A 13792-nucleotide genomic window follows, 5' to 3' on the forward strand; every position below is an offset into this window, starting at 1 on the left:
CATTTTTTTGTTTTGGGGATCTGACCCCGGTGCGGCTATATCTGTGTAACTTACTCAGGAAGCGTTACGTTCAACTCCAGAATAGAGCACTCGTCATTATTATCAAGATTCACCTTGACCTGCTCATCATCGATTTCAACATACTTTCGAATCACCGCAAGAATTTCTTGCTGCATTTTCTCGATGTATTCTGGCTGCTCACGCTTATTACGCTCATGAGCCACAATAATTTGTAAGCGCTCTTTCGCCACAGAGGCCGAGCTCGGCTTCTTTTGTGACCTGAAATAACTAAAAATACTCATCCTTAAGCCCCCATCAAACGCTTGAAGAAGCCCTTCTTCTCTATTTCCAAGAAACGATGTTCGATTTCCTCACCAAACAGGCGACCTACAGCATCACTATAAGCCTTACCAGAATTAGATTCGTCATCAAGAATAACAGGGCTGCCTTGGTTTGACGCTTTCAACACCGCCTCACTTTCAGGAATAACACCTAGCAATTCAATTGCCAAGATTTCCTTCACATCCTCAACGCTAAGCATCTCGCCTTCTTCAACTCGCTCAGGGTTGTAACGAGTCACCAATAGCTTCTCTTCAACAACCTCACCCTTTTCGGCTTTGCGCGACTTACTTTGCAATATACCCAAAATACGATCCGAATCACGTACTGAAGATACCTCTGGGTTAGTTACCACGATCGCCATATCAGCAAAATACAAGGCCATCTGAGCGCCACGCTCAATACCCGCAGGAGAATCGCAGACGATAAAGTCGAAGTCTTCACTCAACTCATCAAGAACTTTTTCTACACCTTCCTGAGATAAAGCGTCTTTATCGCGAGTTTGTGATGCTGGCAAAATATAAAGATTGTCAACGCGCTTATCTTTGATAAGAGTTTGCTTTAAATTAGACTCGCCATTGATAACGTTTACAAAGTCGTATACTACCCGACGCTCGCACCCCATGATCAAATCTAGATTACGCAGGCCCACATCGAAATCAATGATAACGGTTTTGTGGCCACGCTGAGCCAAACCTGTACCAATGGATGCACTGGTGGTGGTTTTACCAACACCGCCCTTTCCTGATGTCACTACGATAATTTTTGCCACTCGTTCACCTACTTATCGTTAATTTTCGCGATTTCTAATCGCTCGTCCTTTAATTGAATATGAGCTGTTTGCTTCCAAGCTTTATCTTTGAGCTCATCGCTTAATATGAAAATACCCGCAATTGAAACCAACTCGGCTTCCAACTGCTGGCAAAAAATCCTGGCGTTGCTATCGCCCTTAACACCCGCAAGGGCACGGCCTCGTAATGGCGCATAGATGTGCACATTACCATCGGCTAAAACCTCGGCGCCCTCACTCACCTGCGCCAAAACGATAAGATCGCAACCCTCTGCATAGATTTGCTGGCCACCTCGCACAGGGCGCTCAATGATTTTTGCCGGCCTGTGTACCAGCTTCTCCTGAATCTCTACCCGTGTTTCTATGATGGTTTTAACAGCTTCAGGTTCCGACGCAGTAAGGTCTTGCTCACTAACTTCAGCGGTAGCCTCCAAGCTCATCTCTACCTGTTCCCCATCACCGACGGCGGCAGAGGTTTGGTCTTGAACGCTATTATCTTCTTCGGGCGCCTGAACTGAGGCTGATCGCGCAGCACCTGGCAAAGCCGGCAGACCGGTTTGTTTAACTGCATCCAGTAACTCATCAGCTACCGCACGAAAGGCCATAGGGTGAAGCCCCGCCTCAAAGCAGTCGCTAATTAAGGCATGGAAATCAACTGCAGAATCAGGGCTAAACTTTTCCAGACTGATAACCACAGCTGAATCCGCAAACAGCTGTGGCGCCTGCGACACCTTATTCTGCAATTGATTGAGAAAATCAGAGGAGGGATAGTTTTTCAGCTCCAATACTATGGAGGTGATATTACTTCCTTTTAACTGGAAGCAGACTTCAGATACACTCATTACTGCCAAAGGGCCTTATATAAAACTCGCCAAAGGCGCTAGTTTACTGGCTTTGGGGGAAAAAGGTAGTGTTTGCCTTAACTATTTAATACAAGCAATTGCTCACTTATTAGCCACCCCTTGCATCAAAATTCTATCGAGTAAGTGCAGCCATTAATTGCAAGGATAAAACTAATAAGGATATAAGCGATGAAAATAGATAGGGCCCAGCTAGCTAGCGCCTTCATAGCCATCGTTTTAGGCTTGATTGGCTGCGAGAAAATTGAATATCTGCCCGCTATTACTGATCCAAGCTCAAATGAGTGGGTAAGTAGCTCGAGTAAGAAAACACTTGAGCGCCTTTCAGATACTGCAGTCTTCCGCGCAGTCACAAGCGGGCAATACTCACATAATACCCCTGATAGCTACAATACGGGCGTTGCTATTGGAGGGCGACTTTATAATAGCACTTATCCAGGGAGCTACCACCTAAACCCATGGGGCTTGCTCTATATACCGATCGAAGACTACTTAAACGGCAAAAATAATTGGCAGTGGGAATTGTATGTTCCCCAGATGCAAGGATTCGAAGAGTTCCGAATTGCCCCGCGTGGATTTAGCTGCACGGCTGACAATAAAAACTGCATGTTAGCGCTGCACAAGAATGGCCTCGAAGAAGTAGTGTGGTATGAATACAATCCACAAAGTGGTTTTGTTTACGACAATGGCTTTGCCATTAGCAACGGGCTAGCCGATGTTGCCTGGAAGGATAAAGACAATATATTTTTCAGTCATAATAATTTCCATTTTGGCTTAACATCTACCTTCCCTCGATATATTTACCATTGGAAACGAGGTGACTCAGTAGATGATACTCAAGTGGTATATGCAGCCAACGAAAGCTCTTTGAGTGTAACGCCTTACCCAATAAGCATCGACAACAAAAATGAAATACTCGCAATCGAGTATCGAGATCGATATATAAGCGAGTACACTATTCTAGCCAATTCAAGCAACCCCAACATAAAGCTAAATATTCCCGACACACTAGTACTGATGGGACAAACAGCAACACAGCTGATCTTTAGAGCCAAACAAACCATTCAATTTAAAGATAATACAGTCCCCGCAGGTTGCTTAAGTGCTGCTCCAAAATCTGGGCTCCCCAAACGCAATTTCGAGATCACTAACCTATATTGTCCACCCAAAAATAGTCTACTAAAGGATGAAGACATATTAGTGCAAGATAGCAGCATATTAATTAATGAATATGAAAATGGCCGATACACACTTAAACTTCTTGGCACCAGCGGGAAGTTAAAAGAAAAAAAAGAGTTTGATGAAAGTCAGACTATTAGCGTGATTGACGTGAGCGAAGAGCATAACTTGATCATTATTGAAGAAACAGGTTTCATAAACCCAGGAAACATCCACCTATTAGACCGTTCCTTTAAAACCATTTCGAGCAGAACTTTTCCGAAGGGTCTAGCTGAAGAGAACTACGTTATTGAGCGCTTACAAGCCACCTCAAAAGACGACACATTAGTAAATTACACGATTTTTCATCACAAAGACTTAAAGCTCAATAGAGAAAATCCAGCATGGATTTACACATACGGAGGCTTTGAGAATCTCAGCACTCCACTTTACAGCGAACTGATACGCAAGCACTGGATTGATAAGGGCGGTATTTATGTTATAGCTCATGTCAGAGGTGACGGAGAACAAGGTGTGAATTGGCACAATCAAGCCACCAAGGAGAATAAATATAAAACACTAGACGATCTGGATTCTGTAACAAAAGACCTTGTTAACAGAGGGTACAGCCAGCATAAAAAGATCGCAATTCAAGGTGCCAGCAATGGTGGCCTCACGGTTTCGGCTGCCATGATTCGCAAACCACATTTATACGGGGCCATGATCAGTGAAAACGGATTAAGCAATATGCTTGATTACCACACCATGGATCAAGGAGCGGCCTGGCTAGGCGAATACGGCGACCCTAAAATTTCACAAGAAAGAAAGTATCTAAGGGAAATATCCCCCCTTCATAATATTCAAAAAGGTGTCACATACCCTCCTTCTTTGATACTCAATAACAAAAACGATAATCGAGTATCCCCTGAACATTCTCAGCAATTCGCCAGAACTCTCGAATCAGCAAGCCAAAGGGTTAATTACTATGAATTTGGCAGTGGCGGACATTTAGGGGGCAACCATGAAGACTCTCAATTACGAGACGCGCTCATTCTGAGCTTTTTGCATGATGAATTCATGACTCCTGAAAACCATTAAAGCGCCCATGTGACAAACAAGATGATGTGAGATAGGGTATATTCTACGGTCAGATGAATTATTTATGACAGTAACTGTAAATACAACCCGATGGTATTCCAAACCGTTTTGTAGATACCTAAAGCTGTTATTAAAAGGCGAAAGGCTCACCACTCCTTTTAATCACCCAGGGAACGATATTTAAACAGGCTCCAGCCAGAATCAAATTGAGAACCGATATAATCAGCGATCTCTTCAGGCAAATGCGAGCAGGAAGAAGCCCTTTTCATTGCAACTCGCTCTTTTTTAGTTTCTGACCTCACATGAAAATACATTGTGGTACTTTTTTGCTCTTGGGCTAGATGTTTTAGCCTTTTGAGAAGACCATTCCCATTTTTATTCCAGCCAACTAAACCCTCGATATATGCATTAGCGCTACCAAATTCTTTAATTAAGTATGCAACAGCAGGGCCTTCGTTGTCATAGCTCACACGGAGCTCTCCTAATCTTGCACGCGCTCTAATTTCCAATTCACTGCGATAAACAAGCTCTTGCTTAGCCTGTGATTCTTTGGACTTTTTGATATAAGCTTCTACATCCCCTTCAGATACTCTTTTCATATCAATATGCTAACGCCCGCCAGCCACATCAATGAAACTTCCTGTCACATAAGACGCTTCATCCGATAGCAGCCATGCGATCACCTTAGCCACCTCTTCTGGTTGCCCTCCACGTTGCAAAGGAATTTGACTGGCTAGGCGATCAACACGGCCTGGTTCTCCCCCATCGGCATGCATATCGGTATAAATAAAACCCGGGCGAACGCCGTTGACTCGAATGTTTTTGCTAGCTAGCTCTTTGGCCAAGCCAACAGTCATGCTATCGAGAGCGCCTTTGGAGGCGGCATAATCAATATATTCATTGGGTGATCCTGTGATGGCTGCCAAGGAGGACACATTGACAATGGCCGAGCCAGACTGCATTCGCTTTATCGCCTCTTGCAAGCAATAGAAACTCCCGAGCACATTGGTATCAAGAACTTTCTGAAAACGATCTTCGCTGATATCTTCAAAGCGGCACTGCGTAAATAAGATTCCCGCATTATTAACAAGATGGGTGACTGGCCCCCACTGCCGATCAATGTCTTCGAATAATCTCAAGACTTCCGCTCGTACGCTGATATCCGCCTGCAAGATATAGGCTTCACCCCCAGCAGCTTCGATTTCTTTATTTAATACCTCAGCAGCTTGACGATTTTCGCGATAATTAATAATTACGATATAACCTGAAGCTGCCAGCTCTTTTGCAACAGCGGCACCGATACCTCGTCCAGCTCCGGTGATTAAGACTCGCTTTGTCATTTACTCGCTCACTATTAAGTTGTTAACGGCAAGGCACAAAAAAGCCCGCATCAGCGGGCTTTTTATTCAAACATCACTTAGGCATCGGGGTTGCCGTAGCTCATCAAACGCTCATAGCGTTTTTCCAGTAGTTCTTCGAGTGGCACCTGAGCCAAACGATCTACCTGCTCTACCAAGTGAGTTTTTAGGCTGGCGGCCATGGCATCGATATCTCGGTGAGCACCACCAAGAGGCTCTGGAATAGTAGTATCAACAATACCTAAGTTTTCCAGATTATCAGAAGTCACCCCCATTGCCTCAGCGGCGAGTGGAGCTTTTTCGACTGTCTTCCAAATGATGTTGGCACAGCCTTCGGGCGAGATAACAAAGTAGGTAGAATACTGCAGCATGTTAAGCTGATCACCCACGCCAATTGCCAGTGCACCACCAGAGGAGCCTTCACCGATAACGGTACAAATAATCGGCGTACGCAAACGAGACATTACCGCCAAGTTTTGAGCAATTGCCTCGGAGATACCACGCTCTTCTGAATCGATACCCGGGTAGGCCCCAGGGGTGTCAATTAAGGTAAGCACAGGCATTTTAAAACGCTCAGCCATCTCCATTAGGCGCAAGGCCTTGCGATAGCCTTCTGGGCGCGGCATACCAAAGTTGCGGCTAACCTTCTCGGTAACGCTGCGACCTTTCTCTTCGCCGATAACCATCACTGGCTTGCCTTCTAAGCGGGCAACACCGCCAATAATGGCCTTATCATCACCAAAGTGGCGGTCACCGTGCAACTCATCCCAATCATCAAAGACTCGGGCAATATAATCAGAGCTGTAAGGCCGCTGTGGGTGACGCGCAACTTTTACAATATCCCAAGGACTCAAATTAGAATATAAGCTCTCGGTCAGCTTATTGCTCTTTTCACGCAATTTGCTGATCTCTTCAGTAATATTGAGATCGTTATCCGCACTCACCAATTGAAGCTCTTCGATCTTTGCTTCTAGGTCAGCAATGGGCTGCTCAAAATCCAGATAATTCGGGTTCATAGGTGCTTGGGCGCCTTTACACTAATGGGGTCTTTAGCAAAATCCTAGAGCCACAAAGTGCTCAAAAAACCTACAATCATTCAGCGCCTATACAGCTTTATTTTGAACTGTTTTGGCACTGAAGATGCGGTGATTTCACCATCATTTAAATAGCCGTAACGATACGCGAAAGCGCCTCAGGAGTCGACTATAATTCAGCCTTTCAAGACGGACAAACTCGCCAACTGAGACGCCAATTTGCCCTTAATAAACTAAGGTAACCCTTTCGCTGCCTAGGCTCGACTTCAACTCATCGATTAGCTCATCATTGGGAACAACACGCCAGCGCGCGCCCAACACCAGCTCTGCCTGAGCATCTTGGCGGCTGTATTCCACCAACAGTGGACAGCCTTCCTGATTCAAATGCGGATTAAACACCGTAGCCAAACTGGAAATAAAGCCATTCGGCATGCTACTGCTGTCTATTTGCAGCTTGAGCCCGCGAGCCCTCTGCTGTCGGGCCTGGGTCAAACTTGAAACCGCATCGGTACTCATTTTCAAGCCGCCAGAATAATCATCATGGCTAACTCTGCCTGTTAAAATCAGCAAGTTATCTTTGGCCAGCAGATCTTTAAACTTCTCAAAGGCTTCTGGGAAGATAGCCACGTCAATTCGGCCGGTGCGATCATCCAAAGACACAATGGCCATAGAGGCGCCTTTTTTGGTTTTCATCACCCGCATATCAACCACTAGGCCGCCAACTTGTTGAGCTTCTTTATCGGCCCGCAGATCACTGATACGCGAACTTACCAAATGCTTCATTTCCGCGTGGTATTCATCAATAGGGTGACCAGTTAGGTACAAGCCAAGAGTAGAGCGCTCCCCTTCTAAACGCTCCTTCAAACTCCAACGGCGAGTGCGCTCGGTAAATTCCCCATAAACATCACCCGCCGATGCTTGTGGTACCACCTCGCCAAACATATCCACCATGCCGGCATTGGCGTTGGCGTTGGCTTGCTCGGCCGCCTTTACAGCCTCAGGGATAGCTTCCATTAAGATGGCACGGGATAAATCTAAATCCATTTGCGGACCAATGGTATCGAATGCACCACAGCGCACCAAAGCCTCTAAAGCGCGCTTGTTGACTTTGCGTGAATCTACTCGGGCACAAAAATCAAAGAGATCACTAAACGGCCCGTCTTTACGGGCGCTCAAAATGGCCTCAACAGGGCCTTCACCCAAACCTTTAATCGCGCCTAAACCGTAAACCACAGCATCTTCATCGTTTACCGAGAACTGAAACTCACCCATATTCACATCAGGTGGTAACATTTTGAGCTTCATCTCGCGGCATTCTTCGATAAAGGTTACAACCTTTTCGGTTTTATCCATATCCGAAGACATGGTGGCCGCCATAAACTGCGAAGGATAATGAGCTTTTAGCCAAGCGGTCTGATAGGAAACTACCGCATAAGCGGCCGAGTGAGATTTGTTAAAACCATAACCGGCAAACTTCTCTACCAGGTCGAAAATTTTCATGGCAAGAGAGCCATCGATACCTTGGCTAATCGCGCCCTCTTCAAAGGTGGAGCGCTGCTTGGCCATTTCCTCAGGCTTTTTCTTACCCATAGCTCGACGCAGCATATCCGCACCACCCAAGGTATAGCCGGCTAGCTCCTGGGCGATCTGCATTACCTGTTCCTGGTAAACGATAACGCCGTAAGTAGGCTTCAGAATAGGTTCGAGCTTTTCGTGTTGATATTTAGCATCGGGATAAGCGACTTCGGCACGTCCGTGCTTACGGTTTACGAAGTCGTCAACCATGCCCGAATCCAAGGGGCCCGGTCGGAACAACGCCACCAGTGCGATCATGTCTTCAATATTATCGGGCTGTAAGCGCTTAATGAGATCCTTCATACCACGGGATTCCAACTGGAATACGGCCGTGGTTTCAGCGCGTTTTAATAGCGCGAAGGTTTCGTCATCATCAAGCGGAATTGCAGCAACATCCAGCTCAGGTTCACCCTTGGCCAGCAGGCGCTTATCGATCATCTTTTTCGCCCAATCGATGATCGTTAATGTACGTAGACCTAAGAAGTCGAACTTAACCAGGCCCGCCGATTCCACATCGTTTTTATCATATTGGGTAACGAGGCCCGCCCCGGTTTCATCACAATACAAGGGCGCAAAGTCGGTCAGCTTGGTTGGGGCAATTACAACACCACCGGCGTGTTTACCTACGTTACGAGCTACACCTTCTAGCTGCTTGGCCATATCCCAAATTTCTTGGCCGTCGGCATCGTCGGCCAAAAATTCGCGCAGCGCCTCTTCGCCATCGTAAGCCTTGGCGAGAGTCATACCCGGGTCAGCAGGGATAAGCTTAGAAAGCTTATCCGCTAGGCCATAGGATTTACCCTGAGCGCGAGCCACATCACGTACCACCGCCTTCGCGGCCATGGTACCGAAGGTGATAATCTGCGATACCGCATCTTTACCATAGCGGCGAGCGGTGTATTCAATGACCTCTTCTCGACGGTCCATGCAGAAATCGATATCGAAGTCGGGCATGGATACACGTTCAGGGTTTAGGAATCGCTCAAACAGCAAATCGTATTCTAGTGGGTCTAGATCGGTAATTTTTTGAGCGTAAGCCACCAAGGAACCGGCACCGGAGCCTCGACCAGGTCCTACAGGAATATCGTGATCTTTTGACCACTGAATAAAGTCCATTACGATCAGGAAGTAACCCGGAAAACCCATTTGCATAATAATATCGAGCTCGAACTGCAAACGGTCGGTATATTCTTTTAGCTGCTCTGGGTAATCTTCTGCTTGTTTATCGGGAAGAATAATTTCCAAGCGCTCGTACAAACCTTCATAAGATATCTTCTGGAAGAAGATATTGGTTTGTAACATTTCCTTATATTCTTTTTCTTCTTCACGACCCGTCCATTTTTCTTCCATTGCTTTAGCGGCCCAGCCAGCTAAAGTCTCGTAGGGTATATGTTCTTTAAAGAACGGATCGGCTTCAAAATCATCGGGAATCGGATAATCCGGCAGATAGTAAGTCCCCAATTCGATATCAACACTACAACGCTTGGCAATCTCTACAGAGTTTTGCAGAGCCTCAGGAATATCGCTAAACAATTCTTCCATTTCAGCAGGGCTACGCAAATATTGCTGATCGGAATATTTGCGCTCACGACGTTTATCGTCAAGGGCCATACCCTCACCGATACACACTCGCGCTTCGTGCACTTCAAATTCTTCGGCTGCCAAGAAGCGTACGTCGTTGGTCGCTACAACCGGGCAATTGAAACGCGTCGCCAAATCCACTGCGGCATGCAAATAATCTTCTTCGTGCTCGCGCCCAGTGCGCTGCAACTCAAGATAAAAGCGATCGGGGAAATGTTGCAACCAGCGCTGCAAAGATTCTTCGGCTTGCGTTTGACGATCAGCCAATAGCGACAAGCCAATATCACCATGACGACCACCTGATAGAACGATGATGTCATCACTCTTTTCTTCCAACCATTCACGCTTCAAATAAGGGTGCGCATGCACTTGGCCTTCTTGGTAGGCTCTGGAGATAAGCTCGGTAATATTACGGTAGCCTTTTGGGCCCATTGATAGCAAGGTTATCAATGTAGGCTTGCCTTCAGCATCTTCAGGCGCCATCCAAAAGTCAGCACCTGCGATAGGTTTAACACCCGCCCCATAGCAGGCATTATAAAACTTGATCAAACCATAGAAATTACAGTGATCCGTAACGGCCACTGCCGGCATGCCCATTTCGGCGACTTTAGCTACAAGGGGCTTAATACGAACAATGCTGTCTACCAAAGAGTATTCGGTATGGAGTCTCAAATGGATAAATGAGGTGGACATGGAGTCTCGCTAGTTATTATTGGGTTGGCTTCAATGCCCTACCCATCAAAAAATACACAGCCCTTATTCAGACATTACTCTGACCGAATGGCAAGGCTTTTGGTCCTTGAATTTTTACTCAAGTCAAACAAAAACGCCCGCTACCGCGGGCGCTTAGCAACTACATATTTGCAATCACTTATTGGCTTTCGCAAAGTCCAACATACGCTGCAATGGTTTCATGGCTGCCGGGATCAGATCCTCATCAACAAAGATTTCATTTTCAGGTTTTTCAAACACGCTGGCTAAAGCTTCCAGCTCATTCATCGCCATCCACGGGCAATTAGCACAGCTGCGACAAGTCGCGCCCGAGCCTGCAGTTGGGGCAATATAGAACTCTTTCTCCGGGCATAGCTGTTGCATTTTGTAGAAAATGCCCTGATCTGTTGCCACGATAAATTGCTGATTTGGCAAAGTTTGAGCCGCATTAATTAGCTGTGAGGTAGAGCCCGCAACATCGGCCAGCTCAACAACAGCTTTAGGCGACTCTGGGTGCACGAGTACCGCAGCATCAGGGTACAAAGCCTTAAGATCCTGAATGCCCTTCGCCTTGAACTCTTCGTGCACAATACAAGCGCTATCCCACAAGATCATGTCGGCGCCCGTTTGATCAGCCACATAAGTGCCCAGGTGCTTATCAGGTGCCCAAATAAACTTCTCACCCTGAGCATCTAAATGATCAACCACATCAAGCGCAATTGACGATGTCACCACCCAGTCGGCACGCGCCTTAACAGCCGCCGATGTATTGGCATAAACAACCACGGTGCGATCCGGATGCTGATCACAGAACTCCGAAAATTCATCAATTGGGCAGCCCAAATCTAAAGAGCAAGTCGCTTCTAGATTTGGCATCAAGACACGTTTATTGGGCGTCAGGATTTTAGCGGTCTCTCCCATAAACTTAACGCCAGCTACGATCAAGGTATCGGCATCATGGTCGCGACCAAAACGAGCCATTTCCAAGGAATCAGACACGCAGCCACCGGTCTCCTCGGCCAAAGCTTGGACGATAGGATCAGTGTAGTAATGCGCCACCAGTACCGCATTATGCTCCTTTAGCTTAGCTTTGATTTTTTCTTTATAGGCCGCTTGTTGCTCGGGAGTATACTTTGGAGTCTGGCTAAGATTGGCGATATGGTCTTTAACTAAGTCATAGACATCCTTTGAATGCCTATCGCTCACAATGGTCATGCATTTATCCAACTGGCTAATCGGAGGGCGATTCTACCACATATCTGCCAGGGCCCAGCAATACTGGGCAATTTCAATCGTGAAGAATCATAAAGCCATATGAAACATGGCCCAAAGGCGTAGTTTGTACTTACAATCAAGAAAACTTAAGCGTCAAGGTTTTTGTCCAACCAGGCCAATATATCGCTGTATACCTGCTCAGAGTTACTTTCGTTGAGCATCTCATGTCGACCGCCTCGATAGAGTTTATAGTCCGGTTTTAGACCTACTTTCTCGTAGGCAAGGCGCATAGCCCTTAAATTTTTAGTGTCCTCATGAACCGGGTCAGCAGTGCCTGATAGAATCAACATTGGGAGACTCTTCGGAATGCTGGAAATAGCCTGCACATCTTGCCCTGCCAATACTCCCGCAAAGAACTCGGCCATGCTGCCATTACTCAACACAAAACCGCAGGCCTCATCGGCAATATAAGCCTGCACCGCTGAGGAATCGCGACTTAACCACTCAAACCCAGTATTACCTTCGTTTTTAAAGGGCTTGTTATTGCCATCGAACACCAAAGCTTTGAGCAGCCCGCTATTGCCAGCTTCAGTGCGACGCCACGACTCTATTCGAGCCAGAAAGCGCCCTAACCGACTAAGAGCTCTACTTACAAAGCCAGGGGAACCCGATAAAACAACCCCTGCGTAAGGCTCTTCTATATCGGTGATTAGCTGTTGAGAGAGCACAGCCCCCATACTGTGGCCAAAGAGAAACAAAGGCAGCCCAGGGTTCTGTTCGCGTGCAATTCCTGCCAGCTCAGCCATATCGTCCAAGCAGCCTTCCCAGCCTCGCTTGCCCATATGTCCATAGCTGCTCGCAATAGCACTTTTACCGTGGCCTCGATGATCGGCGCCATAAACGCTATAACCGTTAGCATTTAGAAAACGGGCAAAGCTATCGTAGCGCGCGATATGTTCTCCCATACCATGGGCCAGCTGCACAACGGCCTTGGGGTTTTCAATTCGCCAACTGCAGCGATAAAGCTTGTCGCCATGAATGGCTTTTTGCCATTCCTCAAAATGGGTTTGTGGGTTGTGGCTCATGTACTGCCTTTTATTGTTATTTGGGAAATTGGCTACTATAAAACGCTCGATTGATTGGGGGAAGAGCGAGATTGATCTTGCTCACTACTTGTATGAGCAGAGGTAGGGATTCTGATTGCACTGCTTTGAGTTAAACAGCCAGGCTTCGAGACGGGGTCAGAACCCGTGGGTTCTGACCCCACTTCAGAGCCGAGATGCTGAATGGAATCGGCTGACCATAAAGAACAATAAGAACAGGACTTTGCTAAAACCTAGCTATACCACTCGCAGCGTGCTGGCACTCGGGGTCAGAACCCGTGGGTTCTGACCCCATTTCGGAGCCGAGATGCTGAATGGAATCGGTTGACCATAAAGAACAGTAAGAACAGGGCTTTGCTAAAACCTAGCTATACCACCCGCAGCGTGCAGGCACTCGGGGTCAGAACCCGTGGGTTCTGACCCCATTTCAGAGCCGAGATGCTGAATAGGATCGACTGACCATAAAGAACAGTAAGAAAAGGGCCTTGCTAAAACCTAGCTATACCACCCGCATCGTGCAGGCACTCGGGGTCAGCACCCGTGGGTTCTGACCCCATTTCGGAGCCGAGATGCTGAACGGGATCGATTGACCATAAAGAACAGTAAGAATGGGACTTTGCTAAAACCTAGCTATACCACTCGCAGCGTGCAGGCACTCGGGGTCAGAACCCTTGGGTTCTGACCCCACTTTGGGGTGAATCCAGCACGACCCACCATAAAAAAAGGGCCGCCCGAATGGGCAGCCCTTTTTATATGGTGGGTCGTACTGGATTCGAACCAGTGACCAATTGGTTAAAAGCCAACTGCTCTACCAACTGAGCTAACGACCCGTAAACTCGTGGTATAAAAGTTCTGTGTGATTTAAAGCCGCCCAGTTAAAACTTCAAATCTAAATATGGTGGGTCGTACTGGATTCGAACCAGTGACCAATTGGTTAAAAGCCAACTGCTCTACCAACTGAGCTAACGAC

Annotated in this window: 10 protein-coding genes and 1 tRNA gene; 1 reads left to right on the top strand and 10 read right to left on the bottom strand. The window is 46.9% G+C overall.

Annotated features, from left to right (window positions below; all coding sequences use genetic code 11):
* Window positions 1–50: 50 nt before the first annotated feature.
* Genes minE through minC form a run of 3 tightly spaced genes read right to left on the bottom strand, consistent with a single transcriptional unit; the run spans window position 51 to window position 1971 of the window.
* On the bottom strand, window positions 51–302 hold the full coding sequence (gene minE / locus Q1A41_RS17655) for a cell division topological specificity factor MinE (protein ID WP_166845039.1): 252 nt from the start codon (window positions 300–302) through the stop codon (window positions 51–53).
* Between the two features lie 2 nt (window positions 303–304).
* Window positions 305–1111 carry a septum site-determining protein MinD gene (minD, locus tag Q1A41_RS17660; RefSeq protein WP_299776022.1) on the bottom strand — a complete coding sequence of 269 codons (807 nt, stop codon included), beginning with the start codon at window positions 1109–1111 and terminating at the stop codon, window positions 305–307.
* Between the two features lie 8 nt (window positions 1112–1119).
* Window positions 1120–1971, bottom strand: a complete 852-nt coding sequence (minC, locus tag Q1A41_RS17665; RefSeq protein ID WP_299981663.1) for a septum site-determining protein MinC — start codon at window positions 1969–1971, stop codon at window positions 1120–1122.
* A gap of 189 nt (window positions 1972–2160) precedes the next feature.
* Between minC and Q1A41_RS17670 the strand changes: the two genes are divergently transcribed.
* Window positions 2161–4245, top strand: coding sequence for a prolyl oligopeptidase family serine peptidase (locus Q1A41_RS17670; RefSeq protein WP_299981665.1), 2085 nt, complete (start codon window positions 2161–2163; stop codon window positions 4243–4245).
* 158 nt (window positions 4246–4403) lie between these two features.
* On the opposite strand, the gene Q1A41_RS17675 is transcribed toward Q1A41_RS17670, so the two are convergent.
* The 7 genes from Q1A41_RS17675 to Q1A41_RS17705 form a co-directional block, all read right to left on the bottom strand.
* Window positions 4404–4844 (bottom strand): hypothetical protein, encoded by a 441-nt coding sequence (locus Q1A41_RS17675; protein WP_299981667.1) that lies wholly within the window; start codon window positions 4842–4844, stop codon window positions 4404–4406.
* Between the two features lie 9 nt (window positions 4845–4853).
* Window positions 4854–5585 (bottom strand): SDR family oxidoreductase, encoded by a 732-nt coding sequence (locus Q1A41_RS17680; protein ID WP_299981669.1) that lies wholly within the window; start codon window positions 5583–5585, stop codon window positions 4854–4856.
* A 77-nt stretch (window positions 5586–5662) separates the two neighbouring features.
* A complete protein-coding gene (locus tag Q1A41_RS17685; RefSeq protein WP_299981671.1) occupies window positions 5663–6619 on the bottom strand; it encodes an acetyl-CoA carboxylase carboxyltransferase subunit alpha in 957 nt (318 codons plus the stop codon).
* 243 nt (window positions 6620–6862) lie between these two features.
* Window positions 6863–10486, bottom strand: a complete 3624-nt coding sequence (dnaE, locus tag Q1A41_RS17690; RefSeq protein ID WP_299981673.1) for a DNA polymerase III subunit alpha — start codon at window positions 10484–10486, stop codon at window positions 6863–6865.
* Between the two features lie 174 nt (window positions 10487–10660).
* Complete coding sequence (gene nadA, locus Q1A41_RS17695) at window positions 10661–11719, bottom strand: quinolinate synthase NadA (RefSeq protein WP_299981675.1); 1059 nt, start codon at window positions 11717–11719, stop codon at window positions 10661–10663.
* 146 nt (window positions 11720–11865) lie between these two features.
* Complete coding sequence (locus tag Q1A41_RS17700) at window positions 11866–12804, bottom strand: alpha/beta hydrolase (RefSeq protein WP_299981677.1); 939 nt, start codon at window positions 12802–12804, stop codon at window positions 11866–11868.
* A 772-nt stretch (window positions 12805–13576) separates the two neighbouring features.
* A tRNA-Lys gene (locus Q1A41_RS17705) sits at window positions 13577–13652 on the bottom strand.
* Window positions 13653–13792 lie beyond the last annotated feature (140 nt).

The organism is uncultured Pseudoteredinibacter sp., assembly GCF_947502065.1.
Taxonomy (GTDB): domain Bacteria; phylum Pseudomonadota; class Gammaproteobacteria; order Pseudomonadales; family Cellvibrionaceae; genus Pseudoteredinibacter.